Genomic DNA, 26,967 nt, shown 5'->3' on the forward strand with positions numbered 1-26,967 from the left:
TTCAAGGAAGGCAATCGCGCCCGGTGGCGCGGCCGGGCTTCAAACCCGGTTGGGGACGGCACCCGTTCCCGGGCAGGTTCGACTCCCGCTGCCTTCCGCCATTTTCCCGATACACGCATCGGCAGCCCGCCCCTTCCCAGGTTTTCAGCTTCGCCGCTGCCATTGCCGGGACCGCTTTGCGGTCCAATCGCGACACAAGGCCGCCCCCACAAAAGCCGCGCTGGACTCTGGAATTCATGCGCTGCAGATGAACATCAAATGCATGATCACCCGGTTTCGCATGCCGTGCCCAGGAAGTGAGGCGAGCGCAATCTCGGTGGGAGCGGCCTTGTGTCGCGATCGGGCGCGCAGCGGCCGCCTACCAGACGGTGCCAGACGTCCTGACACACCGCAGCGCCCCATCGCTACACCAGGCCACGCCTCCTACCGATGATTAAGCCCGCTCTCCACACAGATCCAGCGCGAACCAGCGTTCGGCCGTCTTGACGTCCAGCCCCGCGCCTAGCAGGGCGAACAGCTTGCCCAGCGCCGCTTCGCGGGTCATGCCGCCGCCGCTGACCAGGCCGGTGTCGCGCAGGCGGCTGCCAGCGGCATAGGTGTCGAACACCACCGCGCCTTCCGGGCATTGACTGATGGCGACGATCATCACGCCGCGTTGACGTGCCTGGTGCAAGGCATCGAGCAGTGCCTGGTCGTCCGACGGCCCGGTGCCGCTGCCATAACATTCCAGCAGCAGGCCCTGCACGCCGGCTTCGACCAGCCCCTGCACATAGTCGGCGCACAACCCCGGGAACACTGGTAGCACCGCCAGCTTCACCGGCTGACGGACCTGACCGTAGCCCAGTTCGGCTGGCAGGTGCTGTGCGCGCTCGCTGTCGCGATGGCGCGGCAGCACGGCGAAGGCGTCGAAGGCTTCGCTGCGCAGCTTGGAGGCGCGGCAGCCCTGCAGCAGTTGGCCGTGGAAGTACAGTTGCACACCGTTGGCCAGGCCGCGCTCGAAGTGTCGCAGGGCGCCTACCAGGTTGTCCCAGGCGTCGCTGTCCGGGGTGCCGGCCGGCAACATGGAGCCGGTCAGCAGCACCGGCACCGGCAGGCCGAGCAGCAGGAACGACAGGGTCGCGGCGCTGTAGGCCAGGGTGTCGGTGCCGTGCAGCACCAGTACGCCGTCATGGCCATCGCGTTCGACCGCCTCGACGATCGCGTCGCGCATCGCCAGCCAGTTGGCCTGCTGCATGTTGGCGCTATCGATCAGCGGATTGAGTTCGCGCAGGGTCCATTGCAGGTCCGGAGCGTCGCTGCGTTGGGCCAGGTGTTCGCGCATGCGCGCGTCGAAGCCGCCGGCCGGTGCCAGACCTTCGGGGGTCTGCAGCATGCCGATGGTGCCGCCGGTATAGAGCACGAGAAGGTTCTTGACTGCGTCCATGGAAGCATTCCGAAGCGAATCGAGAAAGGAGTCAGCCGCCCGCGAACGGGGCGGCTGGAGAGGGCGGATCAGCGCTGGTGCTGAAGCTCGCCGGCAGCCTTGTCGGCAGCGGCTTCAACAGCCGGGTTGGCCGGCCAGGCGGCGCGGTCCAGGTCCAGGTCGGTGAACTTCGACGAATCGAACACCGGCTGCTTGATGCCAGCCTTGCGCTGGGCATCGTAGTCGCGCATCACGCGCAGGCCGACCTTGAACAGCAGGGCCAGGGCCACCAGGTTGACGAACGCCAGGCAGGTCATGGTGATGTCGGCGAAGGCGAACACGGTCGACAGGTCTTGCATCGAACCCCAGACCACCAGGGCCAGTACCAGGCCACGGAAGACCATCAGCACGGCACGGTTGCGGCTCATGAACTGCAGGCTGTTCTCGCCCAGGTAGTAGTTGTAGAGGATGCAGGTGAAGACGAACAGCGACAGGGCGACGCTGACGAAGATACGGCCCCAGTCACCGACCACGGCGGCCAGCGAGTTCTGGGTCAGGACGATACCGTCGCCTTCGAAGCCCGGGGTGTAGAAGCCCGACAGCAGGATCAGCAGCGCGGTGCAGGTGCAGATCACGAAGGTGTCGAGGAACACGCTGAAGGCCTGGACCACGCCCTGGGCGCCCGGGTGTTTGACGGCTGCGACGGCGGCCACGTTCGGCGCACTGCCCAGACCGGCTTCGTTGGCGAACACGCCACGCTTCACGCCCATGACGATGGCGCTGCCGAGCAGGCCGCCGAAGGCAGGGTCGAGGCCGAAGGCGCTTTTGAAGATGGTTTCCAGCATGGCTGGCACGTGTTCGATCTGGGTGCCGATCACGTACAGCGTGACGCCGATGTAGGCCAGGGTCTTGATCGGTACCAGCAGGTCGGACACCGCCGCGATACGCTTGATGCCACCGATGAAGGTGATGGCCAGCAGCACTGCCAGGACGATGCCCGTCTGGCGCGGATCGAAGTTGAAGGCGTTCTGCAGCGAGTGGGTCACGGTGTACGACTGCAGGCCGATGAAGGCGAAGCCGTAGGTCACCAGCAGCAGCACCGAGAACACGATGGCCATGCTCTTGAGCTTCAGGCCATGCTGGATGTAGTAGGCCGGGCCACCGCGGTACAGGCCGTCACCGTCGGCGCGCTTGTACACCTGGGCCAGGGTACATTCGAAGAAGCTGCTGGACATGCCCACCAGCGCGGTGACCCACATCCAGAACACCGCGCCTGGGCCGCCCAGGGTCACGGCGATACCGACACCGGCGATGTTGCCCGCGCCGACACGACCGGCCAGGCTCAGCATCAGCGCCTGGAACGAGCTCAGCTGGCCAGCTTGGCCACGCAGCGATTCCCTGAACACGCCGAACATGTGGGCGAAATGACGGAACTGGACGAACCGGGATCGAATGGTGAAGTAGCTACCGAGCCCGACGATCAGGACGATGAGCAGTTTTCCTGACAGGAAATCGTTAAGTGCTTCGAGCATTGGAAAATGACCTCGATTCTTATTTTTTATGTGGAGTGACCAGCGGCGGCAGGGGCGCACGCTATCGTTGCCGCGCATGGTTGGCCATGACACCTGTGGTTACAATTTCGCGGGTTGCTCTGTTTTGCTGCGACATGCTGCTAGAATTGCAGCACTCGCATCATCTGGAAGTGCCCCCATGGCCGATTTTCTAGCCGCCAATCTCAAGCTCGCCTGCAGTCACTACCGCTCTATTTCAGAGGTTTGCCGTCAGCTCGCCATTCATCGCGCGCAATTCAACAAATACCTGAGTGGCCAGAGCGAACCGACGAAATACAACCTCAAGCGCATCGGCGACTTCTTCGGTGTGGAGGATTACGAACTCAAGCTCCCTCCCGAGCAGTTCGCCCGCCTGATCGGTGCGCGCAATGCCTCGGCCACCTCCGGGCCGCAAAACGATCCGATCAGCGAACTGTTCAAGCCGCTGCATGCCCAGGCCGGCAATCTGTCGCGCTACTGCGGCTACTACTTCGAATATTCCAACTGCATGTCGGTGCCAGGTTCGATTCTGGTGTCGCTGGTGCATCTCTGGGAGGAACGCGGCAGTTTTCTGTTCGAGCGTCAGGAACGCCAGGAGCGCAGCAGCGCCGGACTGCAACAGGCCGAAGTGCGCTGTCGCTACCTGGGCGCGGCGTTTCAGTTGCAGGACCGGCTGTTTCTCATCGACTACGAGTCGCTGACCCTCAACGAAATGAGCCAGACCGTGCTCATCCCTAGCTTCAAGAGCCGCATCACCCGCCTGAACGGCCTGAAGACCGGCGTGTCCAGCGGCGACCGGCGCAACCCGGCCTGCACGCGTGTGGTGTGGGAATTCCTCGGCGAGGAAATCAACCGCATCAATGCCTATCGCCAGGTCAAGCTGTATCGACCGGACGATCCGCGCATCGACGACGACATTCGCGAGCGACTCAGCGCCGGGACGGTCAGCAATGGGCTGTTCGAGATCGAATAGCGGCGCGTTTGTGCGTGAGTCGATCAACCGTCTTCAAGGATGAATTGCGCCACGGTCTCGGCCACCTGATCGGCGACCTGCGGGGCGTCGCGCAGGTGCGAGGCGATGCCGTGATCGCAGTCGGTCAACAGCAGGCATTGCACATGCGGCGCGGGCACCGAGCGCAGCAGGGCGTGGGTCACTTCCTCCGGGATCGGGCTGTAGCGTGGAACGCCGCGCAGCAGGCGAGTGCCGGCCGAGGTGCCGGGACCTTGGCCATGGGTCTTGGAATTGAGGCCGTCGTATTCGCCGATCACCAGCAGCACCCGTCCCGAAAACTGGCGCAGGAACGCGTAGCTGTCGCAATCGAGGAAGGCCCAGGGCGTGCGGATCGCGGCGCTGAAGGCAGGGCCGAAGGGCGCGCTGTGGGCGGCGTCGGGGTACACCGCCGGGCAGATCAGTACCAGCTTGTCGATCTGCGGCCGTTGCGCGGCCAGCTTCAATGCAATCGACGCGCCCAGGCTGTGGCCGACCAGCGTCGTACAGCCCTCGCCCAGATGCGCCATGAAACGCTGCGCTTCTATCAGGTTGACTGCCAGCGACGGCGCAGCGGCACCGGGCTCGCTGGCCTGGCTGTGGCCGGAGAGGTTGCCGGTCAGTGAGCCGATGCCCTGGCGTTGCAGGCGATACAGCAGCGGATTGAGCCGGGTGAAGTCCGACCGCGCGCCGCCGACCACGAACATGGCGGGTGCTCGCTCCACCTCCGGCAGCAACAGTCGGGCTTGTTGGTGGTAGCCGTCGAAGGTTTCGTCGATGAAGCCTTCCCGGCCGGGAGCGGGCTCGTCGTACTGCCAGCGGCTGCGGTGCTCGGTGCGGGTAACGAAGTCCATGGCGCTCCTGCTGCGACTCGAATGATCGCCTGGCAGTATCGGTCAGTTTCAGGTGGCGCAGAAGCGCTGCCCGCAAAATCCTGCGGGCTGCCCGAAGCGCCAGGCGTCCGGGTTGGACTTCCCCGGGCGGAAACCGCAAAATGCCTCCTTTCTAATCGATCTGAGCGGACCTGCTGACTCTATGCGTATGCGCCTGATGCTGTTGGGTGGTGGCAATGCCCTCGGGCAAGCGCTGATTCGTCTCGGGGCCGAGGAAGACATCGCGTTCCTGGCGCCGCGCCCGCCGGAAAATGGCTGGGACGCGGCCAGCCTGACCCAACTGCTCGACGATCACCGCCCCGATACCCTGGTCAACCTGGCCTACTATTTCGACTGGTTCCAGGCCGAGTCGGTCAGCGAGCCGCGCCTGGCGTCCCAGGAGCGGGCGATCGAGCGTCTGGCCGAACTCTGCCAGCACCACGAAATCACCTTGCTGCAGCCGTCCAGCTACCGGGTGTTCGACGGTTCGCGGGCCACCTCCTACAGCGAAAAGGACGAGCCCGTGCCACTGGGTACGCGCGGCCAGGCGCTGTGGCGCATCGAGCAGAGCGTGCGGGCGGCCTGTCCGCAGCATGTGCTGCTGCGTTTCGGCTGGTTGCTGGACGAAAGTCCCGACGGCATTCTCGGGCGCTTCCTCACGCGTGCCGAGCAGCCTCATGAACTGCTGCTGGCCGATGACCGTCGCGGCAACCCGACGCCGGTGGACGATGCCGCGCGGGTGATCCTCTCGGTGCTCAAGCAACTCGACTGCGCGGCGCCGCTGTGGGGTACCTACCACTACGCTGGCAATGAGGCGACCACGCCGTTGGCGCTGGGCCAGGCGATCCTGACCGAGGCCGCGCAGTGGCACACGCACGCCATCCAGTCGCCGACCGCCCAGGCCCACGCAGCCCGCCCGGATGCCAGCGAGGAGCCGCAGCACGCGGTGCTGGCCTGCAAGAAAATCCTTCATACCTTCGGCATCAAGCCGCGTGCCTGGCGCGCGGGTTTGCCGCCTCTGCTGGAGCGTTTCTATCGCCATGGCTGACGCACCCATCCTCATCACCGGCGGCGCGGGCTTCATCGGTTCGCACCTGTGCGACGCGTTGCTGGACAAGGGCCGAGCGGTGCGTGTGCTGGATGATTTGTCCACCGGCAAGCGCAGCAACCTGCACCTCGATCATCCGCGCCTGCAATTGATAGAGGGCGATGTGGCCGATGCCGCACTGGTCACCCGCGCAGTTGCCGGGTGCGCAGCGGTGGTGCATTTGGCGGCGGTGGCCTCGGTGCAGGCCTCGGTGGACGATCCGGTCAAGACTCACCAGAGCAACTTCATCGGCACGCTCAACGTCTGCGAAGCCATGCGTTTGAATGGCGTGCGCCGAGTACTGTTCGCCTCCAGTGCGGCGGTCTATGGCAACAATGGCGAAGGCCTGTCGATCGCCGAGGACACGCCCAAAGCGCCGTTGACGCCCTATGCCGTGGACAAGCTGGCCGGTGAGCAGTACCTGGATTTCTATCGCCGCCAGCACGGGCTGGAGCCGGTGGTGTTCCGCTTCTTCAATATCTTCGGGCCGCGCCAGGATCCTTCCTCGCCGTACTCCGGCGTGATCAGCATCTTCTGCGAACGTGCCAGCCAGGGTCTGCCTATCACCGTGTTCGGCGATGGCGAGCAGACGCGCGACTTCCTGTATGTGGGTGACCTGGTGCAGGTGATGGTGCAGGCGCTGGAGCAGGAACAGGTACAGGAAGGGGCAGTGAACATCGGCTTGAATCAGGCCACCTCGCTGAACCAACTGCTCGCAGCCCTGGCGCAGGTGGTCGGTGGACTGCCGAGCGTCAGCCATGGCCCCGCGCGGTCCGGCGATATTCGCCACTCCCGGGCTGATAACCAGCGTCTGCTGGCGCGATTCGACTTCCCCGAGCCGACATCCATGGTCCAAGGGCTGGCGCGGTTGTTGGGCAAACACTGAAAAGGGCCGCGAAGCGGCCCCAATCTGTGAATCTGTTCCAGCCCGTCTCGGGTTTTAGAACTTGTAGCCGACGCCGACCATGTACACCCAAGGATCCACTTCGACATTGACCTTGGTCTTGCCCACGCCCAGGGCGCTCGGGCCATCGATGCTGGCTTTGGTGTTGATGTCCACGTACCACACCGCAGCGTTGAGCAGCAGGTTGTCGGTCAGCATGTAGTCCATGCCCAGTTGCCCGGCCAGGCCGACGGAGTTCTGCAGCTTCATGTTGCTGAAGCCTTGCTGCTTGCGCGAGCTGCTCAATTCTTCATCGAAGAACAGCGTGTAGTTCACGCCGATACCGGCATAGGGCTGGAACTTGGACGACGCTTCCATCGGGTAGTACTGCAGCGACAGGGTCGGTGGCAGTTGCTTGATGTCTGCCAGCTTGCCATCCAGGCCGCCGCCCAGGCCTTTGACGCCCACGGTGTGCTTGAAGGGGGTGGCCGCCAGCAGTTCGATGCCGATGTGGTCGGTGAGCATGTAGGCGAAGGCCAGGCCCAACTGGGTGTCGCTGTCCAGCGTGGCCTTGGTGCCGGAGACCTTGGCGCCGTCGAGCTTGAGGTTGCCGCTGTCTTCGTTGGGCGCGGTGGTGATGGCGCCGGAACGCAGGATGAAGTCACCGGCCTGGTGGGCGTGGGCAACGGGGGCTGCGAGCGCCAGCGCAACGAGCGAGGCACCGAGCAAGTTCTTGTTCATGGAAGCTCCCAGAGGACGTGAGGAAATCGAGTGGTCCAATGGTAAGTAGCTACCTAAACGGATTGTTTGATTCAGCTCAACGAAGCACGTCGCTCAGGGGCAGCTGACGCTCATTTGAGTTCGTAAGCGTAGATTTTTTCGGCGTCCAACTGATAACCGGCGTCGGCCAGTTCGCTGCTGGTGTTCCTCACCTGCATGCGCCCTTCGATCCAGTACGGCTGGTAGAGATCCTCGATGCGTACGCCCATCTCGCTGAACACGTGCACGATCTGGTTGGACGGCGGTGGCGGGACGTGGATGCAGGCGCCGTAGTAAGGCACCAGCAGGAACTCGGTGGTGCGGCCTTCTTCGCTGACTTCCAGCGGCACGATGTAGCCGGGCAGCTTGATCTGCTGGCCGTCGAGCGCCTTGACCACCGGCGCATCGGGCGCCTGTTGCCGCGCTGCCGGGGCGGACTCGGCCGCCAGGGCGTCGCCCAGGGAGTTGCCCATCTGCGACAGGTCGTGCAGCGGTGTGAGCTGTGGCGGGATGACCGGCGCGCCCTCGGGAATCAGCGCTGGCCAGTCCAGCTCGCGCGGCTCGTCCGCCCAGGCCGGGATGACCAGCACCAGCAGCAACAGCAGGAGTATCTGCAGCGCCTTCTTCGCGGGTAAGGCGCCACGGCGAATCGCGGCGCCTACAGGCATCGACATGACCACTCCTCAGAGATGAATCGACAAGCCATCGGCCAATGACTGGCGATAGGCCCGCCAGGCCGGCACGCTGCCCATCACCAGCGCCGCACCGAGGATGATCGCCAGCAGCGTCCATTCATGTGCGCTGGGCCAGGCCAACGGCAGGTAGAGACCATAATTGGTCTGGACCGCGTCCTGCGCCAGGGCGATGCCGCCATAGAGCAAGCCCAGCCCGACGACGATGCCGCTCAGCGCCAGTGCCAGCGCCTCGAGCACCAGCAGCCCGGCGATATGCCAGGGCCGCGCGCCCACCGAGCGCAGAATGGCCATCTCGCGGCGGCGCTCGTTGAGGCTGGTGAGGATCGCGGTGAGCATGCCGATCAGGCCGGTCAGCACTACGAACAGCGAGACCACGAACAGCGCCTGTTCGGCGATGCTCATCATGCCCCACAGCTCTTGCAATGCCACGCCTGGGAGAATCGCCAGCAGCGGTTCGCCCCGGAATTCGTTGATTTCGCGCTGCACGCTGAAGGTGGCGATCTTGTTGTTCAGGCCGAGCATGAACGCGGTGATGGCGGTGGGTTGCAGGTCCATGGTGCGCGCTTGCTCGGCGCTGATGCGTCCGGCGCCGCGTGCCGGCACGCCGTTGTGCCAGTCGACGTGGATGGCCTCCATGCCGGCCAGGCTGATGTGCAGGGTGCGGTCCACCGGTGTACCGGTGCGTTGCAGGATGCCGACCACTGTGAACGGCTTGTCGTCGTGCTTGACCAGGCTGATGGTGGCGATGCCGTGGGCCAGCACCAGGCTGTCACCGAGCTTGTAGTGCAGGGCGTCGGCCACCTCGGCGCCCAGCACCACCTCGAACGGATCGCTGGCGAACTGACGGCCCTGACTCAGTTGCAGGTGCTGCTGGCGACCGTACTGGTAGTGGCTGAAGTAGTCGGCGTTGGTGCCCATCACCCGATAGCCACGGTGCGAGTCGCCCAGGGAGATGGGAATCGCCCACTTGACCCGAGGATCCTTGGCGTAGTGCTCGAAGCTGTCCCAGCGGATGTTGTTGGTGGCGTTGCCGATGCGGAACACCGAGTACAGCAGCAGGTTCACCGAACCCGAGCGGGCGCCGACGATCAGGTCGGTGCCGCTGATGGTGCTGGCGAAGCTGGCGCGCGCCTCGGTGCGCACGCGTTCCACGGCCAGCAGCAGGCACACCGACAGGGCGATGGCGAACGCGGTGAGCAGGGCGGTGAAGCGCCGATTGGCCAGGCTGGCCAGGGCTAGACGGAGCAGGTACATCAGGCCTCCCGAGGCGTGGCCGCACGGTTGAGTTCGGCCAGCGACAGGTCGCGGTCGAACAAGGGCGCCAGGCTCTGGTCATGGCTGACGAACAGCAAACTCGAACCGGCGCTGCGGCATTCGTCGAACAGCAGGCGGATGAAGGCTTCGCGGGTATCGGCGTCGAGGGCGGAGGTCGGCTCGTCAGCGATCACCAGTTCCGGTTGGCCGATCAGCGCGCGCGCCGCCGCGACTCGCTGCTGCTGGCCGATCGACAAGGTGTCGGCGCGACGTGAGAGCAAGGCCGAATCCTTGAGCCCCAGGTGCGCCAACAGCGTGGCCGCCGCCTGCGACACACTGCCGTGACGCTGTGTGGCACGTTCGGTGCGGCTGCGCGAGAAGCGGCAGGGCAGCTCGACGTTTTCCTGCACCGACAGAAACGGCAGCAGGTTGAACTGCTGGAAGATGTAGCCGGTGTGGTCGACCCGGAACGCGTCCCGAGCCGCCTGACCGAGCGTGGCCAGGTCCTGCCCGAGCAGGCGCACCTGACCCTGGGCAGGCAGGTTGACCCCGCCCAGCAGGCCGAGCAGGGTGGTCTTGCCGCTGCCGCTTGGGCCTTTGAGGAACAGCGCCTCGCCAGCCTCCAGGCGGAACTGGGGAATGTTCAGCAAGGGCGGCTGCCCTGGCCAGGCGAACACCAGGTCATGCAACTCGATCAGCGGCTGGTCCATTCAGAAGGAAACCACGGCGTTGCCTGGCGTGCTTTCGATACCCTTCTGCCCGTTCGGACCGACCAATTGCACGTTGATCTTCTGAGTCTGCGGATAGGCCTTGTACAGCGGCGACAGGTCGATCTGGGTGAGCTTGGCCGGGCTGGCGCAGGTGAGCTGATAGTGGGCGTGGATCTCGCTGTGCTGATGCTCATGGGCGTGATCGTGATCGTGATCGTGATCGTCGTCGTCATCATCGTCATGCTTGGCGGCGGGATCGCTGCCGAACAGCGGGCTTTCCAGTTCCTGCTGGTCCTCCTTGCAGCCGGCCGAACTGGCCAGGCCGAACAACTTGAGCGGTTGTTCGAGCTGCTTGCGCACCGCTTCTACCTTGGCTTTGTCGGCATCGCTGCCGGGCATGTGCTCGAAGCCCACCAGGTTCATGGCCGGGCTTTCCAAGGCCAGTTCCAGGGTGTTGCCGTCCAGGCCGACGTTCAGGCGGGCCACGCCATGCTCATGGGCGGGCAGGGTACCGTGCTCGTGATCGTGGTCATCATGGGCCTGGGCAACGGCCAGGGGCAGCAGGGCGAAGGGCAAGGCGAGGAGCAGGCGGCGCATGGACGACCTCGGAGGGCTGGGGGACATGTTTGGTAATGTTATAACGGATTTTGACGCCGATGCCAGAGGCTTGGCGCAGGTTTCATGTCGTGGGAGCATGCCGGGCATCGACCCGCGATTGAAGGATGGCAGCGTGAGAATTCGAGGACACATCGGCGACTGGCCGGTGGACCTGAGCATCGAACTGGAACCGCACGAATGGGCGCACCTGGGGCGTCAATTGCAGGAGGCGCCCGCCGTGGCGCAAGCCGTGCCGGCCACGGCAGCCGCCCCCGTGTGCCAGGATGACGGCCAGTGGTCAGCGGCCTGTGCGTTGCTGCGTCAGGCCGGACAGCTCAGCGGGCCTGAGTTGCTGGAGCGCCTGGAGGGCCTGACGGGCAGCGTCGCAGCGGGCAAGCGGTTGCTGGTGCGCTTGCGTCACAGCAGCGAGGTGAAGGTGGACAGCGCTGCGCACGCGCCGCTCTACCGGTGGGTCGGCTGACCCCCTTCCAACGCGAGCGCGTCGTGGCTCAAAACATCGCCGAGGACAGCCGGCGGCGATAGACGCCCACCAGCGGATGATCGCCGCCCAGCAGGTCGAACACCTGCAGCAGGGCCTTCTGTGGCAGTCCGCTCTCATAGGCGCGATTGCGCTGGAACAGCTTCAGCAGCCCGTCCAGCGCGGCTTCGTACTGCTGGCGCGCCAGTTGCTGGATGCACAATTGGTAGGCCGCTTCGTCATCTTGTGGATCCTGCGCCAGACGGCTCTTGAGCTCGGCGACTTCCGGCAGGCTGGCCGCTTGGCGCAGGAAGGTCAGCTGGGCTTTGGCACCGGCCAGCGCGGCCTTGTGCTCATCGCTCTTGACCGCATCGAGCACTTGCTGCGCGCCGTCCAGGTCATTGCGCTCGGCCAGGCAGCGCGCGTAGTAAATCAGCGCTTCGGCGTTGCTGTTGTCTTCAGCGAGCAGCGCCTGCAGCAAGGCTTCGGCCTCGCTGAAACGGCTTTCGGCGAAGAGCGCCTTGGCCTGCTCCAGCGGCGAGGCGGTGGGCGCGGCGGGCATCTGCACATGAGGTTCGAGCATGGCACGAATGCCCGACTCCGGTTGCGCACCGGCGAAACCGTCGACCGGCTGGCCATCCTTGAACAGCACCACGGTCGGCAGGCTGCGGATGCCGAACTGGGCCACCACCTGCTGCTCCACGTCGCAGTTGACCTTGGCCAGCAGCAGTTCGCCCTGGTAACCCTCGGCGATCTTCGCCAGCAGCGGCATCAGCGCCTTGCACGGCGCGCACCACTCGGCCCAGAAGTCCACCAGCACGGGTTTGTGGAAGGAGTTCTCGATCACCAACTGCTGGAACTCAGCATCGGTGACGTCGAAGATGTAGGGCGTGGCGTTGGAAGAAGCTTGGCTCATCACGACTCTCGCAAATCCGGAATGGCAACCACTATAAAGGCTCGCGGCTGGCGTGGTACAGGCTGACGCGGCGGAATTCGTGTGGCTCGGCCAGGTCCGGCAAGGTCAGCGCCTCGAGTACGCCCAAGGGGCGATACAGCGGGTGGCTGAAGTGCCGTACCCGCGAGTCGGCGACCAGTGCGTCGCGCCCGCGCAGCAGGAAGGCGTCGAGCAGCGGCAGGTTGGCAGGGTCGTAGAGCACGTCAGCCACCAGGATCAGGTCGAAGCGGTCGGCTTCGGCGAAGAAGTCGGCGCTGTAGCCCAACTGCACCTCATTGAGCGCAGCGTTGGCCCGGCACGCGTGCAGCGCCAGCGGATCGAGGTCGCAGGCCACCACTTCCAGCGCCCCTGCGCGGGCGGCGGCGATCCCGGCGATGCCAGAACCGGCGCCGAAGTCCAGGACCCGTTTGCCACGCACCCAGTGCGGGTGCTGCGCCAGGTAGCGGGCCATGGCCAGGCCGCTGGCCCAGCAGAAGCTCCAGTAAGGGGGCTCGTGGAGGATGCGCCGGGTTTCATCGGGGCTGAACGCGCGGTCCATGTTCTGCGCGTCGATCAGCCACAGCTTCAGATCGCAGTCTGGCAACTCGGTGATGCTCAGGCGCGCCTCGCCGATCAGCGCGGACAGCGCCTGTTGCAAGTGCAGCGGCGTCACCTCATGGCGCCTTTTCGAAACGCAGCGCACCGGTGGCCTGGGTCTGCGCTTGGGCGATGCGCTGCGGCGGCAGGTGCAGGATCAATTGGCCGGAGCGACTGGCGCGCCCACGCAGTTCGACGCGGGCGCCGGCGGGAAAGGCCTCGGGATTGAAACGCAGGTGATAGGGCAGGGCTTGGCCGGTGCCGGTCAGGTCGCTGCTGGCCAACAGGCGCTGCGGCCGACCGCGCTCGTCGATCACCAGCAGGGCCAATTCGACCTCGGCGCCAGCCGGGATCTCCAGCAAGGTGCCGCTCAGTTCGCGCTGGTATGCGGGCAACGGACCCGGTTCGTCGACGGGCTTCTTCACCGCCTTGGCCACGGGAGCGGGGGCGGACGCTTCGGGCTTGGGGCGGTCGCTGCCGCAGGCGGCAAGCAGGCCGGCCAGGCACAGCACGACGAGAGCACGGTGGTGCATGTGGCAATCCTTCACGGGCAGATTTCTCTGGATGGTAACCCCTTTGGCTTGTCTTGCCAGTGGGATGCGCTACCATGGCCCTCCCTTTTTTTGTTGCCTGCCACCATGCACTGTCCCTTTTGCGGTGCCAACGACACCAAGGTCATCGATTCGCGCCTGGTCGCCGAGGGCGAACAGGTCCGTAGGCGCCGCGAATGCGTGGCCTGTGGCGAACGCTTCACCACCTTCGAGACCGCCGAACTGGTTCTGCCCCGGCTGATCAAGCAGGATGGCACGCGCCAACCGTTCGACGAAGACAAGCTGCGCGCGGGCATGCAGCGGGCGCTGGAGAAGCGTCCGGTGAGCATCGAGCGCCTGGAAGCCGCGCTGGCGCACATCAAGAGCCGTCTGCGCGCCACCGGCGAGCGTGAAGTCAAATCGCTGGTGGTCGGCGAACTGGTGATGTCCGAGCTGCGCAAGCTCGACGAAGTCGCCTACATCCGTTTCGCTTCGGTGTACCGGCGCTTTCAGGCGCTGGACGAGTTCCGCGAAGAAATCGACCGTCTGGCCCGCGAGCCAGCCAAAGAGTAAGCATGTCCAGCCAGACCGCCATCCTCGACGCCCACTACATGGCCCGCGCCCTGGAACTGGCCCGCAAGGGCTTGTACAGCACCCACCCCAACCCCGGGTAGGCTGCGTGATCGTCAACCAGGGCGAAGTGGTTGGCGAAGGCTGGCACGTGCGCGCCGGCGAGCCCCACGCCGAGGTGCATGCGCTGCGCCAGGCCGGTGAGCGCGCCCGCGGCGCTTGCGCCTACGTCACCCTCGAACCGTGCAGCCACCACGGGCGCACGCCGCCGTGCGCCGAGGCACTGGTGCAGGCCGGGGTCGCGCGGGTGGTGGCGGCGATGCAGGACCCCAACCCGCAAGTGGCCGGGCGCGGCCTGCGGCGCTTGGCCGAGGCGGGTGTAGAGGTCGCCAGCGGCGTGCTCGAGGCCGAAGCGCGGGCGCTCAATCCAGGCTTTCTCAAACGCATGGAGCACGGCGTGCCGTTCGTGCGCGCCAAGCTGGCCATGAGCCTGGACGGTCGCACCGCCATGGCCAGTGGCGAAAGCCAATGGATCACCGGCGCCGCCGCGCGTGGCGCGGTGCAGCGTTTGCGCGCCCGTTCCAGCCTGGTGCTGACCAGCGCCCAAAGCGTGCTGGCCGACAACGCGCGCATGACCGTGCGCGGCGCCGAGCTGGGGCTGGATCCCGACACCACGGCCCTGGCCCTGTCACGTGCGCCGCAGCGCGTGCTGATCGACGGTCGCCTGCGCCTGCCGCTGGACGCACCGTTCTTCCAGGCCGGTCCCGCGCTGGTGGTCACCGCCCGGGCGGCCGACCCACGCTACGCTGCTGCCGGTCATGAATTGCTGGTGCTGCCTGGCAACGATGGCCAGGTCGACCTGCCGGCGCTGCTGCGCCTGCTGGCCGAGCGCGGTGCCAACGAAATCCTGCTCGAAGCCGGTGCCGGCCTGGTCGGCGCTTTCGCCCAGCTCGGGCTGATCGACGAGTACCAGTTGTTCGTCGCTGGCACCTTCCTGGGCTCCCAGGCCCGTCCTTTACTGGACTGGCCGCTCGAACGCATGGCCGATGCCCCCCGGCTGAAGATCATCGAAATGCGCGCCGTGGGCGATGACTGGCGAGTCATCGCCATTCCCACGTCCGCGCCCGGCGTATAATGCCGGGCTTGCGCTGCGCAGCCCGTACCTGAGGAGACCCGCATGTTCACCGGCATCATCGAAGCCATCGGCACCATCGGCAACATCACCCCTAAGGGCGGTGACGTGCGTGTCTACGTCCAGACCGGCAAGCTCGATCTTGCCGACGTCAAGCTCGGCGACAGCATCGCCGTCAACGGTGTCTGCCTCACCGCCGTGGCGCTGCCCGGTGACGGCTTCTGGGCCGACGTCAGCGTGGAAACCCTCAAGCGCACCGCCATGGTCGAGCTCAAGAGCGGCAGCCGGGTCAACCTGGAGAAGGCCCTCACGCCCACTACACGCCTGGGCGGTCACCTGGTCAGTGGTCATGTCGACGGCGTCGGCGAGATCGTCTTGCGCAGCGATAACGCCCGCGCCATCCAGTTCCGCGTCCGGGCCCCGAAAGAGCTGGCCAAGTACATCGCGCACAAGGGCTCGATCACCGTCGACGGCACCAGCCTGACGGTCAACGAAGTCGACGGCGCCGAATTCGAACTCACCATCGTTCCGCACACCCTGGCCGAAACCATCATGGCCGACTACCGTCCGGGACGCCGCATCAACCTCGAGGTGGATCTGCTGGCCCGCTACCTCGAGCGCCTGCTGCTGGGCGACAAGGCCGCCGAGCCAAGTAAAAGCAGTGGCATCACCGAAAGCTTCCTGGCCGCCAACGGCTACCTGAAATCCTGATTGAGAAGGGGGTGCCAGTGGCGCTCAACAGCATCGAAGAACTGGTCGAAGACATCCGCCAGGGCAAAATGGTCATCCTCATGGATGACGAAGACCGCGAAAACGAAGGCGACATCATCATGGCGGCCGAGTGCTGCCTGCCCGAGCATATCAATTTCATGGCCAGGCACGCCCGTGGCCTGATCTGTATGCCGATGACCCGCGAGCGCTGCGAGACCCTCAAGCTGCCGCTGATGGCGCCGCGCAACGGTTCAGGCTTCGGCACCAAGTTCACCGTGTCGATCGAGGCTGCCGAGGGCGTGACCACTGGCATCTCTGCCGCCGACCGCGCACGCACCGTGCAGGCGGCTGCGGCCAAGGACGCCAAGGCCGAGGACATCGTCAGCCCTGGGCACATCTTCCCGCTGATGGCCCAGCCGGGCGGAACCCTGGCCCGTGCCGGTCACACCGAAGCGGCCTGCGACCTGGCGCGCATGGCCGGGTTCGAGCCGAGCGGGGTGATCTGCGAGGTGATGAACGATGACGGCACCATGTCCCGCCGCGCCGAGCTGGAAGTGTTTGCCGCCGAGCACAACCTGAAGATCGGCACCATCGCCGACCTCATCCACTACCGCATGATCCACGAGCGCACCGTGCAGCGCGTGTCCGAGCAGCCGATCGAGAGCGAGCTGGGCGAATTCAACCTGGTCACCTACCGCGATGCGGTCGAAGGCGACGTGCACATGGCCCTGACCCTGGGCACCATCTGCGCCGAAGAACCGACCCTGGTGCGCGTGCACAACATGGACCCGCTGCGCGACCTGCTGCTGGTCAAGCAGCCGGGGCGCTGGAGCCTGCGCGCGGCGATGAGCGCCGTGGCCGAAGCCGGCAGTGGCGTGGTGCTGCTGCTGGGGCACCCGCTGGATGGCGACGTGCTGCTGGCGCATATCCGCGAAAGTGCCGGCGACCTGCCGACCAAGACACCGACCACCTATAGCACCGTCGGTGCCGGCTCGCAGATCCTGCGTGACCTCGGTGTGCGCAAGATGCGCCTGATGAGCTCGCCGATGAAGTTCAACGCGATATCCGGATTCGATCTGGAAGTTGTAGAATACGTGCCCTCCGAGTGATACCGACGCGCCAGCCTGGCCCTGGCGCTCGTGTCCGAACCCTATCGAAGGCCGCCGTAGCGGCCTCGCTCTTTAATATGAGATTACCGGAATGACCCTGAAGACCATCGAAGGTACCTTCATCGCCCCCAAAGGTCGCTACGCCTTGGTGGTTGGCCGCTTCAACAGCTTCGTCGTCGAAAGCCTGGTGAGCGGTGCCGTCGATGCCCTGGTACGCCACGGCGTCAGCGAAAGCGACATCACCCTCATCCGTGCCCCTGGCGCGTTCGAGATCCCGCTGGTGGCGCAGAAGGTCGCCCAGCAAGGTGACTACAGCGCGATCATCGCCCTGGGCGCCGTGATCCGTGGCGGCACCCCGCACTTCGAATACGTGGCGGGCGAGTGCACCAAAGGCCTGGCCCAGGTCTCCATGGAGTTCGGCGTGCCGGTCGCCTTCGGTGTGCTGACCGTCGACTCCATCGAACAGGCCATCGAGCGTTCCGGCACCAAGGCCGGCAACAAGGGCGCCGAAGCGGCCCTGTCGGCTCTGGAAATGGTCAGCCTGCTGGCGCAGTTGGAGGCCAAGTGATTAGCGACGAGAGCGATCGTTTCAACCCGCGCGATCCAAAACCTGCGGATGCCGGCAAGCCCTCCAAGAGCGCCAAGCGCCGCGAAGCCCGCAAGCTCGCCACGCAGGCGCTGTATCAGTGGCACATGGCGCAGCATTCGCTGAACGAGATCGAGGCGCAGTTCCGCGTCGACAACGATTTCACCGATGTCGACGGTGCCTATTTCCGCGAAATCCTCCATGGGGTTCCGGCGATCAAGGCTGAAATCGACAACGCCCTCTCGCCGTGCCTGGACCTGGCCCTGGACGAGCTCGACCCGGTCGAACTGGCCGTGCTGCGCCTGTCCACCTGGGAGTTCATCAAGCGCGTCGACGTGCCGTACCGCGTGGTGATCAACGAGGGCGTCGAGCTGGCCAAGGTCTTCGGTGCCACCGACGGCCACAAGTTCGTCAACGGTGTGCTCGACAAGCTCGCGCCCACCCTGCGCGAAGCCGAAGTCAGGGCCAACAAGCGCTGACCGTGGCGCTGACCAGCCATGGGTGAGTTCGAGCTGATCCGCCAGTTCTTTGCCTCTGCGCACTGCGCGCAGGCCGTCGAGGGCGTGGCCCTGGGCATCGGTGACGACTGCGCCCTGCTGGAGCTGGCCGCCGGCCAGCAACTGGCGGTGTCCACCGATACCCTGGTGGCAGGCGTGCATTTTCCTGCTGTGTGCGATCCTTCGCTGCTCGGCCAGCGGGTACTGGCCGTGGCGGTGAGCGACCTGGCGGCGATGGGCGCCGAAGCCATCGGCTTCACCCTGGCGCTGACCTTGCCCGAGGTCGATGCACAGTGGCTGAAGGACTTCAGCGACGGCCTGAGCCGCATGGCTCACCGCTGCCGCATGAGTCTGATCGGAGGCGACACCACGCGCGGGCCGCTGAGCTTCACCGTCACCGTATTCGGCCGTGTTCCGGCTGGACAGGCACTGCGCCGTGACGGCGCGCGGCCCGGCGATCTGCTGTGCGTCGGCGATCACCTGGGCGATGCTGCCGGTGCCTTGTCGCTGGTGCTCGGCGAGCGCCAGGCCGCCCAGGAGCTGGCGCGTCCGCTGCTCGCCCGCTACTGGGCGCCGATGCCGCAATCGACCCTCGGTCAGTTGCTCCGCGGTCATGCCAGCGCCGCGCTGGACATCTCCGACGGCCTGCTGGCCGATTGCGGCCACATCGCCAAAGCCTCGGGTGTCGCGCTCGAAGTGAACCAGCAGCAGGTGCCGGTATCTACCGAACTGCAGGCGCTGCTCGGTCGCGACGCGGCCCTTCACGCTGCGCTCACCGGCGGCGACGACTACGTGCTGGCCTTCACCATCGCGCCCGAGGCGTTACAGCGCCTGGTGCTGCCGGGCTTCATCCATGTTCATGTCATCGGCCGCGTGCTGCCCGGAGAAGGCGTTACGCTCAGGGACGGCCAGGGTCATGACATCACCCCGGTGCAACGGGGCTACCAACACTTCAGGGAGACACCGTGACCGACCACCCCAATCAGGTGCCTGCGGAGTTCGTTCCGCCTTCGGTCTGGCGCAATCCATGGCACTTCATCGCCTTCGGTTTCGGCTCGGGTACATTGCCCAAAGCGCCTGGAACCTGGGGTTCACTGGTGGCGCTGCCGTTCATTCCGTTGTGGCAGATGCTGCCGGACTGGGGCTACTGGCTGTTGCTGGGCATCACCATGCTGTTTGGCTTCTGGCTGTGCGGCAAGGTGGCCAACGACTTGCGCGTGCACGACCATGAAGGCATCGTCTGGGACGAAATGGTCGGCATGTGGATCACCCTGTGGCTGGTGCCCGAGGGATGGCAGTGGCTGCTGGCAGGGTTCCTGATGTTCCGTTTCTTCGACATTCTCAAGCCTTGGCCGATCCGCTGGATTGATCGCCATGTGCACGGCGGCGTCGGCATCATGCTCGACGACGTCCTGGCCGGGGTATTCGCCTGGCTGGGCATGCAGGTGCTGGTCTGGGCGGTGGCCTGATACACAGGGAGCAGGTCGATGGTCATGAAGACTGTGTTGCTGGCGTTGAGTGTGCTGATAGGCAGTGCCGTGGCGGCCGAGCGGCCGAAGCAGGTGCGGTTGGTCAGCGAAGAATGGATCGACTACACCAACGCCGACGGCAGCGGCGTGGCCTGGGATGTCCTGCGCAAGGTCTTCGAGCCGGTGGGGGTGACCGTTCAGACCGAGAGCGCGCCCTACAGTCGAGCCATTGGCCTGGTCAAGCGGGGCGAGGCCGATGCCTGGGTCGGCTCGTACAAGCAGGAAGACACCGACAACCTCTACCCGCGCTGGCATTTCGATATGGATCATATCTATGCCCTGAGCCTGGTCGACAAGCCGGTGCCGGAAGTGGCAACTATCGGCCGCGCCCGGCTGGCCTGGGTGCGCGGCTACGACTTCCAGAAGTACCTGCCCGATGTGAGCAACTTCCGCGAGATCCAGCGCCGTGAAGGCATCCTGCCGATGCTCGAGCATGACCGTGTGGACTACTACATCGATGCGCAGACCGAGGTCGACTACGTGCTCGAGCACGCCGACCAGCCCTCGCGGTTTCGTCGCAGTCACCTCACCGAGCTACCGCTGTACCTGGCGTTCACCGACAGCGAGCGCGGCCGTGCGCTGCGCGAACTGTTCGACCAACGCATGGAAACGCTGGTACGCAGCGGTGAGCTGAAGCCGATCTTCCAGCGCTGGAAGCAGCCGTATCCGTTCTCGGCGGACAGTCAGCCGCATTGAGGCGGCTTACCCGGCTCGAGCCATGATCGAATCTTTCGATCCGAAGCCACGAATATCCGCGTGCCCACGGCCGTCAGGCTGCTGATACAATCTCGCTCATCGAAATTTCCCACTTTCTCAGGAGCACAACGTGCCCGTCGTCTTTGTTGCCGCTTCCAAGCTTCCGACGCCTTTCGCGACCTTCACCATGCATGGCTTTCTCGAACAGGCCACCGGCCGCGAGCACGTGGTGCTGAGCCTGGGTGACATTGCCGACGGCCAACCGGTACTCGGGCGTCTGCATTCCGAATGCCTGACCGGCGATGCGTTGTTCAGCCAGCGCTGCGACTGCGGTTCGCAACTGGAAGCCGCGTTGCAGGCCATTGCCCGGGAAGGGCGTGGCGTGCTGCTGTACCTGCGTCAGGAAGGTCGCGGCATCGGCTTGCTGAACAAGATCCGCGCCTACGAACTGCAGGATGGCGGTGCCGATACCGTCGAGGCCAACGAGCGTCTGGGCTTTGCTGCCGACCAGCGCGACTACGCCATCTGCCTGCCGATGCTCGAGCACCTGGGCGTCAAGTCGCTGCGCCTGATGACCAACAACCCGCGCAAGGTCAAGGCGCTCACCGACATGAACATCGCCGTGGCCGAGCGCGTGCCGCTGCACACCGGGCAGAACCCGCACAACCGCCTGTACCTGGCGACCAAAGCCGACAAGCTCGGTCACATGATGGGCAATCAGCACCAGGGCGAAGTGCCCCAGGCCTGATCCGGCGCTGATGTCGATGCGTGCCTGCTGGTTGGCGCTGCTGTTGAGCAGCGCGGCGTGGGCCGATACAGCGCCCCGGGTCGTGAGCCTGGCGCCGTCGATGACCGAGATCGTGCTGGAGCTGGACGCCGACGACCTGCTGGTGGGGGTGCTCGACAGCGGCGAGCGGCCGCAGCGCTTGCAGGGGCTGGCGTCGGTCGGCGGCTATGGGCAGCTCGACATGGAGCGACTGCTGGCGCTCAAACCCGACCTGTTTCTGCTGTGGCCCGGCAGCGTGCCACCGGCCCAGCGTGAGCAGTTGCGCCAACTGGGCATCGCCACGTTCAGCGGCGAACCCCATGACCTCGACCAACTGATCGATCAGATCCAGGCCATCGCCGTGCGTCTGGGCCGCGCAGAGACGGGACAGCGCTACACCGACCGACTGCGTCTGCGCCTGGCCCAATTGCGCGAGCACTATCGACGTGACCGACCACTGCGCGTGTTCTACCAGGTGTGGGATCGACCGCTGTATACCCTGGGCGGTGGCCAGGTGGTCAGCGACGCCCTGGCCGTGTGCGGTGCGCGCAATGTATTCGCCGATCTGGCCCAGCCCGCGCCGCAGGTGAGCGTCGAATCGGTGCTGGCGCGCGATCCCGAGGCGATTCTGGCGGGCGACACGGCGCAATTGAGCAGTTGGCAGGCCTGGCCAACGCTCAGCGCGGTGGCGGGCGGGCGTCTGCTGGTGGTACCCGACAAAGGACTGGAGCGTCCCAGCGGACAGATGATCGAAGCGACTGCGCGTCTGTGTGTGCTGCTCGACGCTAGAGCGCCGGCGTCCAAGTGAGGCTCAGCAGCCAGGTGCGACCCGCTTCCCGATAACCGTAGGTGCTGCCGTCGTAGCTGTACAGGGCGCGGCTGTAGCGCTTGTCCAACAGATTGTCGAGCTTGGCCTCCCACTTCAGCGTGTCGCTCACCGCCCAACTGCCGCGCAGGCCGAACAGACTGTAGCCACCGAGGCGCTGGCGGTTGCTTTCGTCGTCGAAACTGCTGCTGACGGCCTGCCAACTGCCGCCGAGGGTGAAACGCTCGAATTGACGGTCCAGATCCAAGCTCGCGGTGCGGCGCGCACGGCGGGCCAGGGTATGGCCGCTGTCACGGTCGCGCGGGTCGATCACCGCCAGGCCGAGCTGGCTGCGCCATGGGCCCCAGTCCTGGGTCAGCGCCAACTCCGCGCCGTCGATCCGGGCGGAGGCGACGTTGCGCGGGATCGAGCCTTCGCCGAAGACGATGGCATCGCGCAGGTCGGTCCGGTACAGCGAGGCCTCCAACTGGCTGGCGGCACTCAACTGGCTGCGCCACTGCACCTCATAGCTTCTGGAGCGCTCCGGGCTGAGGTCCGGGTTGCTGTACTGCGGGTAATACAGGTCGTTGAAGGTCGGTGCTCGGAAGCCTTCGCTGTAGGACAGCAGCAGGTCGTTGTCGGCATTCAGCGGTACGGTCAGGCTGCCGCTCCAGGTGGTCTGGCCGCCGAACTGCTGGTTCTGGTCGCGGCGCACGCCCAACTCGGTGGAGAACGCTTCGCCGTGGTAGCGATGCTGGAGGAACAGCGCGCGGTTGCTGCGGCTGTCTTTATCGAAGCGGGTGCTGCCGTGCACCCGGTCCTGATACCAATCGCCACCCAGCAATAGGCTATGGCCGGCGTCGAGGGTCAGGTCGTTCTGCCAGGTGATCTGGTCGCGGTAGGTATTGAACACACTGCCGTCGTCGCTGAGCGTGTCGCGTTTGCGGTCGCGGTTTTCGCTGTGGCCCAGTTCCAGGCGCGAGTGCCAGCGCTCGCTGAGCTGGGCATCGAGGTAGCTGCCCAGGCTGCTGACGGTGAAATCGGTATAGGGCTTCTGACCGAAACTGTCGAAGGTCACGGGGTCGAAGCGGCCGAACGGATTGTCGTACTCGCTGCGACCCCGGCTGTCGAGCAGGTTCAGGCCGGCTTCGAAGCGCTCGTTGAAGACATGGCTCAGGCTCAGGTTGACGGTCTTGTTGCGGTAGGCATCGTGGTCGCCGTCGCTGGCGAAGGACGGCCCGGTCGAGTCGATACCGGCGGTTTCGTCGAGGCTGGCACCCAGGTTGAAGCGGGTCTGACCATCGCCGCCGGACAGGCCCAGGCTGCGCTGGAACGTCTGCTGGCTGCCCGCAGCCAGGCGCAGGCGCGGTTGCAGGCCCGGGCCGCTGGCGCGGCGGGTGAAGATCTGGATCACCCCGCCGATGGCGTCGCTGCCATACACCGCCGAACGAGAGCCGCGCAGCACTTCGATGCGCTCGATCTGGTCGACGTCGAGATACTGCAAGCCGCTGTCGCCGGAGCTGGCGTTGGCGATGCGCACGCCGTCGACCAGCACCAGGCTTTGCGCGGTCTTGGTGCCGCGGATGAAGATACCCGGCAGACTGCCGCGCCCGCCGGTGGGCGCCCCTTGCACGCCGGGCACGCGGCTGAGCAGGTCGGTGACGCTGCTCGGTTGCAGACGGTCGATGTCGCTGCGGGTGAACACGGTGTTGGCCGCGCTGCTGCTGGTGCGTGACTCCACCTGCCGGTTGGCGCTGACGAGGGTGTCGGCGAGTTTCAGGGCGTCGTCGCGGCTGGCGGCCAACAGCGGGGCGGGGAGGCAGAGGAGGGCGAGCAGGGTCGAGGGTTTCATGTGCCGTTCCATAGCAGATGCGCTTGAGCCTGCTGCGCTGTGGCAGCGGGCTCAAGCGCGATGAAAACACCGCTGGTGAGGGGCGCGGCGTCGTTCAGAGACCGAGCTGGGTGAGTCGTGCCGTGATCGACGCTTCGATGCCGGTGGCATCCAGGCCACATTCGGCGAGCATCTGCTCGGGCTTGGCGTGTTCCACGTAGTGATCTGGCAGGCCCAGGTGCAGCAGCGGCATGACCACCGCCTCGCGTGCCAGGTACTCACTGACCGCCGAACCGGCGCCGCCCATGATGGCGTTTTCCTCGAGGGTGACCAGCAGTTCGTGGCTGTCGGCCATTTGCCGCACCAGGGCCTCGTCCAGTGGCTTGACGAAGCGCATGTCCACCACCGTGGCGTCGAGACGCTCCGCCACCTGCAAGGCCTCGGCCAGTTGCACGCCGAACACCAGCAGCGCCACCTTCGCGCCTTGACGGCGAATCACGCCCTTGCCGATTTCCAGCGGCGCCAGGTCGCCGTCGATCGGCGCGTTGGGGCCGGTGCCGCGCGGGTAGCGCACCGCAGCCGGGCCTTTGTACAGGTGGCCGGTGCTGAGCATCTTGCGCAGCTCGTTCTCGTCGCTTGGCGTCATCACCAGCATGCCGGGGATGCAGCGTAGGTAAGAGAGGTCGAAGCTGCCGGCGTGGGTCGGGCCGTCCTCGCCCACTAGACCAGCGCGGTCGATGGCGAATAGCACGTCCAAGTCCTGCACCGCCACGTCGTGGATGAGCTGGTCGTAGGCGCGCTGCAAGAAGGTGGAGTAGATCGCCACCACCGGTTTGGCGCCTTCGCAGGCCATGCCGGCCGCGAAGGTCACCGCGTGTTGCTCGGCGATGGCCACGTCGAAGTAACGTTCTGGGAAGCGTTCGCTGAAGGCGACCAGGTCGGAGCCTTCCTTCATGGCGGGGGTAATGCCCACCAGGCGGTTGTCGGCAGCGGCCATGTCGCACAACCACTGGCCGAACACGGCGGAATACTTCGGCCCGCTGGGTTTCTTCGGCGCGGCGGGGCGGTTGGTCGGCTCCAGCTTGGTGATGGCGTGGTAGCCGATCGGATCGACTTCGGCAGGCGCGAAGCCCTTGCCTTTCTTGGTCACCACGTGCAGGAACTGCGGGCCCTTGAGGTCGCGCATGTTGCGCAGGGTGGCGATCAGCGTGGGCAGGTCATGGCCGTCGATCGGGCCGATGTAGTTCCAGCCCAGCTCCTCGAACAGGGTGCCGGGCACCAGCATGCCCTTGGCATATTCCTCGGTGCGGCGGGCGATTTCCCAAGCGCCCGGCAGGCGCGACAGCACCTTCTTGCTGCCCTCGCGCATGCTCGCGTAGGTGCGGCTGGAGAGGATCTTGGCCAGGTAGTTGGACAGCCCGCCGACATTGCGCGAAATCGACATGTCGTTGTCGTTGAGGATGACCAGCATGTCGGCATCCACTTCCTGGGCGTGGTTCAACGCCTCGAAGGCCATGCCGGCGGTGAGCGCGCCATCACCGATCACGGCAATGGACTTGCGCGCACTGTGCTGCAGGCGGGCGGCGATGGCCATGCCCAGCGCCGCGCTGATCGAGGTGCTGGAATGGCCGACGCCAAAGGTGTCGTACTCGCTTTCGCTACGGCGCGGGAAGGCGGCGATGCCGTCCTTCTGGCGCAGGCTGAGCATGCGCTCGCGGCGTCCGGTGAGGATTTTGTGCGGGTACGCCTGGTGGCCCACGTCCCACACCAGACGGTCGTCGGGCGTGTCGAAGACGTAGTGCAGGGCGATGGTCAGTTCGATGACGCCCAGGCCGGCACCGAAATGCCCGCCGGTCTGCCCCACGGTATAGAGCAGCTCCTGGCGCAGTTCGTCGGCCAGGCTCTCCAGGTCGGCTTCGGCTAGCCTGCGCAGGCCGGCGGGCGTGTCGGCGCGGTCCAGCAAAGGCGTGACCGGGCGTTCGCGGGGGATCTCTTGAAACGTCGTGGGCATCAGGCGAGTCGTTATAGGTTTGAAGACGCGGCAGTTTACCCCATTGGAGGAAAAGCTGCCCATTCAGACGGGGGTAGCGGGGGCCGTGCAGCAGCCCCGCACATTCAGTGGCGGCGTTCGACGATGTAGCGCGCCAGGTCCCGCAACGGCTCGGCGTTTTCGCCGAACCCTTCAAGTGCGACCAGCGCCTGGTCGCGCAGTTCGATTGCGTACGCCTTGGCCGCCTGCAGGCCCAGCAGCGCCGGGTAGGTCGGTTTGTCGCGGGCGATGTCGGCGCCCTGGCGTTTGCCCAGGGTCGCGGTATCGCTTTCCACGTCGAGGATGTCGTCCTGCACCTGGAACGCCAGGCCGACTGCGCGTGCATAACCTTGCAGCGCCTGCAACTGCCCAGGCTCGGCGCGGCCACTGGCCAGGGCGCCGAGGCGCACGCTGGCTTCGATCAGTGCGCCGGTCTTGTGCCGGTGCATGAATTCCAGGGCGGGCTGGTCGAGTTTGATGCCGACCGAGCCGAGGTCGATGGCCTGGCCGCCGACCATGCCGGCCGGCCCCGCAGCCAGGGCCAGGGCCTGCACCATGGCCAGGCGGATGGCATCGGGCTGCGGGCTCAGACGATCGTCGAGCAGGGCGCTGAAGGCCAGGCTCTGCAGGCCGTCGCCGGCGAGGATGGCACAGGCTTCGTCGAAGGCCTTATGGGTGGTCGGCTGGCCACGGCGCAAGTCATCGTCGTCCATGGCCGGCAGGTCGTCGTGCACCAGCGAGTAGGCGTGGATCAGCTCCACCGCGCAGGCTGCGCCGTTGGCACGCTCGGCCTCGACACCGAACGCTTCGCAGGCGGCATAGGCGAGCAGCGGACGCACACGCTTGCCTCCATTCATCACGCTGTAGCGCATGGCCGCGTAAAGACGCTCGAGTTCCTTGGACGGCGCCACGAACAGCGGTTCGAGGGCGGCGTCGACGCGCGCCTGGCTCTGGGCCTGGTAGCGCGCGATCATGCCTCCGGTTCCGCGTCGAAGGGCTGGGCGGCCAGCTCGCCGTCGCGCTCGAGGAGGATCTGCACCTTCTGCTCGGCCTGGGACAGGGCGCCCTGGCAGTCGCGGGTCAGGGCGATGCCCTGCTCGAACGCTGCCAGCGACTCTTCCAGCGACAGCTCGCCGGTCTCCAGGCGCTCGACCAAGGCTTGCAGGTCGGCGAGGGATTGTTCGAAATCGATGGAGGTCTTCTTGCGGGCCATGGCGGCTGTCTCGGTGGCGGTTTCAACGGCGCGACACTAGCAGAGCGACGCGGAGCGAGCAAATGGCGGCCGGGAATCTGACGCAGGGTGTTTGACGCATTTTGTTGCATTTGACTCGGAACATTCTTATTGCATTTTGAAGATCAGTCGGATTGAG

29 protein-coding genes, 1 tRNA gene and 1 pseudogene are annotated in these 26,967 nt (G+C 65.8%); 16 read left to right on the top strand and 15 right to left on the bottom strand.

What is annotated here, in order from left to right; genetic code table 11:
- Window positions 1–5: 5 nt before the first annotated feature.
- A tRNA-Sec gene (locus tag GKC70_RS02740) sits at window positions 6–101 on the top strand.
- Between the two features lie 332 nt (window positions 102–433).
- Here GKC70_RS02740 and GKC70_RS02745 read toward each other — a convergent pair.
- The gene (locus GKC70_RS02745) at window positions 434–1,423 is read right to left on the bottom strand and encodes an asparaginase (protein WP_342650360.1); all 990 of its coding nucleotides are present in this window, start codon (window positions 1,421–1,423) and stop codon (window positions 434–436) included.
- A 68-nt stretch (window positions 1,424–1,491) separates the two neighbouring features.
- Window positions 1,492–2,934, bottom strand: coding sequence for an alanine/glycine:cation symporter family protein (locus GKC70_RS02750; protein ID WP_342650361.1), 1,443 nt, complete (start codon window positions 2,932–2,934; stop codon window positions 1,492–1,494).
- A 178-nt stretch (window positions 2,935–3,112) separates the two neighbouring features.
- On the opposite strand from GKC70_RS02750, the gene GKC70_RS02755 reads away from it, so the two are divergent.
- The gene (locus GKC70_RS02755) at window positions 3,113–3,925 is read left to right on the top strand and encodes a helix-turn-helix transcriptional regulator (RefSeq protein ID WP_295488742.1); all 813 of its coding nucleotides are present in this window, start codon (window positions 3,113–3,115) and stop codon (window positions 3,923–3,925) included.
- Window positions 3,926–3,948: 23 nt separating this feature from the next.
- On the opposite strand, the gene GKC70_RS02760 is transcribed toward GKC70_RS02755, so the two are convergent.
- Window positions 3,949–4,794: an alpha/beta hydrolase gene (locus tag GKC70_RS02760; RefSeq protein WP_342650362.1), complete on the bottom strand. Its 846-nt coding sequence runs from the start codon at window positions 4,792–4,794 to the stop codon at window positions 3,949–3,951.
- A gap of 181 nt (window positions 4,795–4,975) precedes the next feature.
- Here GKC70_RS02760 and GKC70_RS02765 point away from each other — a divergent pair, with 181 nt between their 5' ends.
- Complete coding sequence (locus GKC70_RS02765; protein WP_080754769.1) at window positions 4,976–5,860, top strand: sugar nucleotide-binding protein; 885 nt, start codon at window positions 4,976–4,978, stop codon at window positions 5,858–5,860.
- The gene (locus tag GKC70_RS02770) at window positions 5,853–6,785 is read left to right on the top strand and encodes an NAD-dependent epimerase/dehydratase family protein (protein ID WP_342650363.1); all 933 of its coding nucleotides are present in this window, start codon (window positions 5,853–5,855) and stop codon (window positions 6,783–6,785) included. Before GKC70_RS02765 ends, GKC70_RS02770 begins: the two co-directional genes overlap by 8 nt.
- Window positions 6,786–6,839: 54 nt before the next feature.
- Here the strand turns inward: GKC70_RS02770 and GKC70_RS02775 are convergent, their stop codons facing one another.
- The 5 genes from GKC70_RS02775 to GKC70_RS02795 form a co-directional block, all read right to left on the bottom strand.
- A complete protein-coding gene (locus tag GKC70_RS02775) occupies window positions 6,840–7,523 on the bottom strand; it encodes an OmpW family outer membrane protein (protein ID WP_029614555.1) in 684 nt (227 codons plus the stop codon).
- Between the two features lie 110 nt (window positions 7,524–7,633).
- Complete coding sequence (locus tag GKC70_RS02780) at window positions 7,634–8,158, bottom strand: DUF3299 domain-containing protein (RefSeq protein WP_342651455.1); 525 nt, start codon at window positions 8,156–8,158, stop codon at window positions 7,634–7,636.
- A 66-nt stretch (window positions 8,159–8,224) separates the two neighbouring features.
- Window positions 8,225–9,490 (bottom strand): ABC transporter permease, encoded by a 1,266-nt coding sequence (locus GKC70_RS02785; RefSeq protein ID WP_342650364.1) that lies wholly within the window; start codon window positions 9,488–9,490, stop codon window positions 8,225–8,227.
- Window positions 9,490–10,200: an ATP-binding cassette domain-containing protein gene (locus tag GKC70_RS02790; protein WP_039580760.1), complete on the bottom strand. Its 711-nt coding sequence runs from the start codon at window positions 10,198–10,200 to the stop codon at window positions 9,490–9,492. The genes GKC70_RS02785 and GKC70_RS02790 overlap by 1 nt, the downstream gene beginning before the upstream one ends.
- Window positions 10,201–10,797 carry a DUF2796 domain-containing protein gene (locus GKC70_RS02795; protein WP_342650365.1) on the bottom strand — a complete coding sequence of 199 codons (597 nt, stop codon included), beginning with the start codon at window positions 10,795–10,797 and terminating at the stop codon, window positions 10,201–10,203. It lies immediately after the preceding gene.
- A 133-nt stretch (window positions 10,798–10,930) separates the two neighbouring features.
- On the opposite strand from GKC70_RS02795, the gene GKC70_RS02800 reads away from it, so the two are divergent.
- Window positions 10,931–11,278, top strand: coding sequence for a hypothetical protein (locus GKC70_RS02800; protein WP_342650366.1), 348 nt, complete (start codon window positions 10,931–10,933; stop codon window positions 11,276–11,278).
- Between the two features lie 28 nt (window positions 11,279–11,306).
- Here the strand turns inward: GKC70_RS02800 and trxA are convergent, their stop codons facing one another.
- Genes trxA through GKC70_RS02815 form a run of 3 tightly spaced genes read right to left on the bottom strand, consistent with a single transcriptional unit; the run spans window position 11,307 to window position 13,339 of the window.
- Window positions 11,307–12,191 carry a thioredoxin gene (gene trxA, locus GKC70_RS02805; protein ID WP_116889460.1) on the bottom strand — a complete coding sequence of 295 codons (885 nt, stop codon included), beginning with the start codon at window positions 12,189–12,191 and terminating at the stop codon, window positions 11,307–11,309.
- A gap of 31 nt (window positions 12,192–12,222) precedes the next feature.
- Window positions 12,223–12,882, bottom strand: coding sequence for a 50S ribosomal protein L11 methyltransferase (locus GKC70_RS02810; protein WP_342650367.1), 660 nt, complete (start codon window positions 12,880–12,882; stop codon window positions 12,223–12,225).
- Window position 12,883: 1 nt separating this feature from the next.
- On the bottom strand, window positions 12,884–13,339 hold the full coding sequence (locus tag GKC70_RS02815) for a hypothetical protein (RefSeq protein ID WP_342650368.1): 456 nt from the start codon (window positions 13,337–13,339) through the stop codon (window positions 12,884–12,886).
- 105 nt (window positions 13,340–13,444) lie between these two features.
- On the opposite strand from GKC70_RS02815, the gene nrdR reads away from it, so the two are divergent.
- The 11 genes and pseudogenes from nrdR to GKC70_RS02870 all read left to right on the top strand — a co-directional run bounded on the left by nrdR (window position 13,445) and on the right by GKC70_RS02870 (window position 21,740).
- Window positions 13,445–13,909: a transcriptional regulator NrdR gene (gene nrdR, locus GKC70_RS02820; RefSeq protein WP_029614510.1), complete on the top strand. Its 465-nt coding sequence runs from the start codon at window positions 13,445–13,447 to the stop codon at window positions 13,907–13,909.
- A 2-nt stretch (window positions 13,910–13,911) separates the two neighbouring features.
- Window positions 13,912–15,041: pseudogene (ribD, locus tag GKC70_RS02825) on the top strand (bifunctional diaminohydroxyphosphoribosylaminopyrimidine deaminase/5-amino-6-(5-phosphoribosylamino)uracil reductase RibD).
- A 42-nt stretch (window positions 15,042–15,083) separates the two neighbouring features.
- A complete protein-coding gene (locus GKC70_RS02830) occupies window positions 15,084–15,749 on the top strand; it encodes a riboflavin synthase (RefSeq protein ID WP_342650369.1) in 666 nt (221 codons plus the stop codon).
- Between the two features lie 17 nt (window positions 15,750–15,766).
- A complete protein-coding gene (ribBA, locus tag GKC70_RS02835; protein ID WP_342650370.1) occupies window positions 15,767–16,858 on the top strand; it encodes a bifunctional 3,4-dihydroxy-2-butanone-4-phosphate synthase/GTP cyclohydrolase II in 1,092 nt (363 codons plus the stop codon).
- A 91-nt stretch (window positions 16,859–16,949) separates the two neighbouring features.
- Complete coding sequence (gene ribE, locus GKC70_RS02840; protein WP_029614513.1) at window positions 16,950–17,426, top strand: 6,7-dimethyl-8-ribityllumazine synthase; 477 nt, start codon at window positions 16,950–16,952, stop codon at window positions 17,424–17,426.
- Window positions 17,423–17,923 (top strand): transcription antitermination factor NusB, encoded by a 501-nt coding sequence (nusB, locus tag GKC70_RS02845; protein ID WP_342650371.1) that lies wholly within the window; start codon window positions 17,423–17,425, stop codon window positions 17,921–17,923. Before ribE ends, nusB begins: the two co-directional genes overlap by 4 nt.
- A gap of 18 nt (window positions 17,924–17,941) precedes the next feature.
- Window positions 17,942–18,910: a thiamine-phosphate kinase gene (gene thiL, locus GKC70_RS02850; protein ID WP_342650372.1), complete on the top strand. Its 969-nt coding sequence runs from the start codon at window positions 17,942–17,944 to the stop codon at window positions 18,908–18,910.
- The gene (locus GKC70_RS02855) at window positions 18,907–19,410 is read left to right on the top strand and encodes a phosphatidylglycerophosphatase A (RefSeq protein ID WP_029614515.1); all 504 of its coding nucleotides are present in this window, start codon (window positions 18,907–18,909) and stop codon (window positions 19,408–19,410) included. Before thiL ends, GKC70_RS02855 begins: the two co-directional genes overlap by 4 nt.
- Window positions 19,411–19,428: 18 nt before the next feature.
- On the top strand, window positions 19,429–20,166 hold the full coding sequence (locus GKC70_RS02860; RefSeq protein WP_342650373.1) for a transporter substrate-binding domain-containing protein: 738 nt from the start codon (window positions 19,429–19,431) through the stop codon (window positions 20,164–20,166).
- A 130-nt stretch (window positions 20,167–20,296) separates the two neighbouring features.
- Window positions 20,297–20,914, top strand: a complete 618-nt coding sequence (ribA, locus tag GKC70_RS02865; protein WP_029614517.1) for a GTP cyclohydrolase II — start codon at window positions 20,297–20,299, stop codon at window positions 20,912–20,914.
- A 16-nt stretch (window positions 20,915–20,930) separates the two neighbouring features.
- Window positions 20,931–21,740 (top strand): cobalamin-binding protein, encoded by an 810-nt coding sequence (locus GKC70_RS02870; protein WP_342651456.1) that lies wholly within the window; start codon window positions 20,931–20,933, stop codon window positions 21,738–21,740.
- Here the strand turns inward: GKC70_RS02870 and GKC70_RS02875 are convergent.
- The 4 genes from GKC70_RS02875 to GKC70_RS02890 all read right to left on the bottom strand — a co-directional run bounded on the left by GKC70_RS02875 (window position 21,718) and on the right by GKC70_RS02890 (window position 26,810).
- Complete coding sequence (locus GKC70_RS02875) at window positions 21,718–23,589, bottom strand: TonB-dependent receptor (RefSeq protein ID WP_342650374.1); 1,872 nt, start codon at window positions 23,587–23,589, stop codon at window positions 21,718–21,720. The genes GKC70_RS02870 and GKC70_RS02875 overlap by 23 nt on opposite strands.
- A 94-nt stretch (window positions 23,590–23,683) precedes the next feature.
- Window positions 23,684–25,579, bottom strand: coding sequence for a 1-deoxy-D-xylulose-5-phosphate synthase (dxs, locus tag GKC70_RS02880; protein WP_295488706.1), 1,896 nt, complete (start codon window positions 25,577–25,579; stop codon window positions 23,684–23,686).
- A gap of 104 nt (window positions 25,580–25,683) precedes the next feature.
- Window positions 25,684–26,571 (bottom strand): (2E,6E)-farnesyl diphosphate synthase, encoded by an 888-nt coding sequence (gene ispA / locus GKC70_RS02885; protein WP_342650375.1) that lies wholly within the window; start codon window positions 26,569–26,571, stop codon window positions 25,684–25,686.
- The gene (locus GKC70_RS02890; protein ID WP_029614518.1) at window positions 26,568–26,810 is read right to left on the bottom strand and encodes an exodeoxyribonuclease VII small subunit; all 243 of its coding nucleotides are present in this window, start codon (window positions 26,808–26,810) and stop codon (window positions 26,568–26,570) included. Before GKC70_RS02890 ends, ispA begins: the two co-directional genes overlap by 4 nt.
- Window positions 26,811–26,967 lie beyond the last annotated feature (157 nt).

This window comes from Pseudomonas sp. REB1044 (assembly GCF_038813925.1).
Taxonomy (GTDB): domain Bacteria; phylum Pseudomonadota; class Gammaproteobacteria; order Pseudomonadales; family Pseudomonadaceae; genus Aquipseudomonas; species Aquipseudomonas boreofloridensis.

Bases quoted from the DNA above. Each gene is read 5' to 3' on its own strand.
- GKC70_RS02745 (WP_342650360.1), bottom strand. From the start codon at position 1,423: ATGGACGCAGTCAAGAACCTTCTCGTGCTCTATACCGGCGGCACCATC.
- GKC70_RS02750 (WP_342650361.1), bottom strand. From the start codon at position 2,934: ATGCTCGAAGCACTTAACGATTTCCTGTCAGGAAAACTGCTCATCGTC.
- GKC70_RS02755 (WP_295488742.1), top strand. From the start codon at position 3,113: ATGGCCGATTTTCTAGCCGCCAATCTCAAGCTCGCCTGCAGTCACTAC.
- GKC70_RS02760 (WP_342650362.1), bottom strand. From the start codon at position 4,794: ATGGACTTCGTTACCCGCACCGAGCACCGCAGCCGCTGGCAGTACGAC.
- GKC70_RS02765 (WP_080754769.1), top strand. From the start codon at position 4,976: ATGCGTATGCGCCTGATGCTGTTGGGTGGTGGCAATGCCCTCGGGCAA.
- GKC70_RS02770 (WP_342650363.1), top strand. From the start codon at position 5,853: ATGGCTGACGCACCCATCCTCATCACCGGCGGCGCGGGCTTCATCGGT.
- GKC70_RS02775 (WP_029614555.1), bottom strand. From the start codon at position 7,523: ATGAACAAGAACTTGCTCGGTGCCTCGCTCGTTGCGCTGGCGCTCGCA.
- GKC70_RS02785 (WP_342650364.1), bottom strand. From the start codon at position 9,490: ATGTACCTGCTCCGTCTAGCCCTGGCCAGCCTGGCCAATCGGCGCTTC.
- GKC70_RS02790 (WP_039580760.1), bottom strand. From the start codon at position 10,200: ATGGACCAGCCGCTGATCGAGTTGCATGACCTGGTGTTCGCCTGGCCA.
- GKC70_RS02795 (WP_342650365.1), bottom strand. From the start codon at position 10,797: ATGCGCCGCCTGCTCCTCGCCTTGCCCTTCGCCCTGCTGCCCCTGGCC.
- trxA (WP_116889460.1), bottom strand. From the start codon at position 12,191: ATGAGCCAAGCTTCTTCCAACGCCACGCCCTACATCTTCGACGTCACC.
- GKC70_RS02815 (WP_342650368.1), bottom strand. From the start codon at position 13,339: ATGCACCACCGTGCTCTCGTCGTGCTGTGCCTGGCCGGCCTGCTTGCC.
- nrdR (WP_029614510.1), top strand. From the start codon at position 13,445: ATGCACTGTCCCTTTTGCGGTGCCAACGACACCAAGGTCATCGATTCG.
- GKC70_RS02830 (WP_342650369.1), top strand. From the start codon at position 15,084: ATGTTCACCGGCATCATCGAAGCCATCGGCACCATCGGCAACATCACC.
- ribE (WP_029614513.1), top strand. From the start codon at position 16,950: ATGACCCTGAAGACCATCGAAGGTACCTTCATCGCCCCCAAAGGTCGC.
- thiL (WP_342650372.1), top strand. From the start codon at position 17,942: ATGGGTGAGTTCGAGCTGATCCGCCAGTTCTTTGCCTCTGCGCACTGC.
- GKC70_RS02860 (WP_342650373.1), top strand. From the start codon at position 19,429: ATGGTCATGAAGACTGTGTTGCTGGCGTTGAGTGTGCTGATAGGCAGT.
- GKC70_RS02870 (WP_342651456.1), top strand. From the start codon at position 20,931: ATGCGTGCCTGCTGGTTGGCGCTGCTGTTGAGCAGCGCGGCGTGGGCC.
- GKC70_RS02875 (WP_342650374.1), bottom strand. From the start codon at position 23,589: ATGAAACCCTCGACCCTGCTCGCCCTCCTCTGCCTCCCCGCCCCGCTG.
- dxs (WP_295488706.1), bottom strand. From the start codon at position 25,579: ATGCCCACGACGTTTCAAGAGATCCCCCGCGAACGCCCGGTCACGCCT.
- ispA (WP_342650375.1), bottom strand. From the start codon at position 26,571: ATGATCGCGCGCTACCAGGCCCAGAGCCAGGCGCGCGTCGACGCCGCC.
- GKC70_RS02890 (WP_029614518.1), bottom strand. From the start codon at position 26,810: ATGGCCCGCAAGAAGACCTCCATCGATTTCGAACAATCCCTCGCCGAC.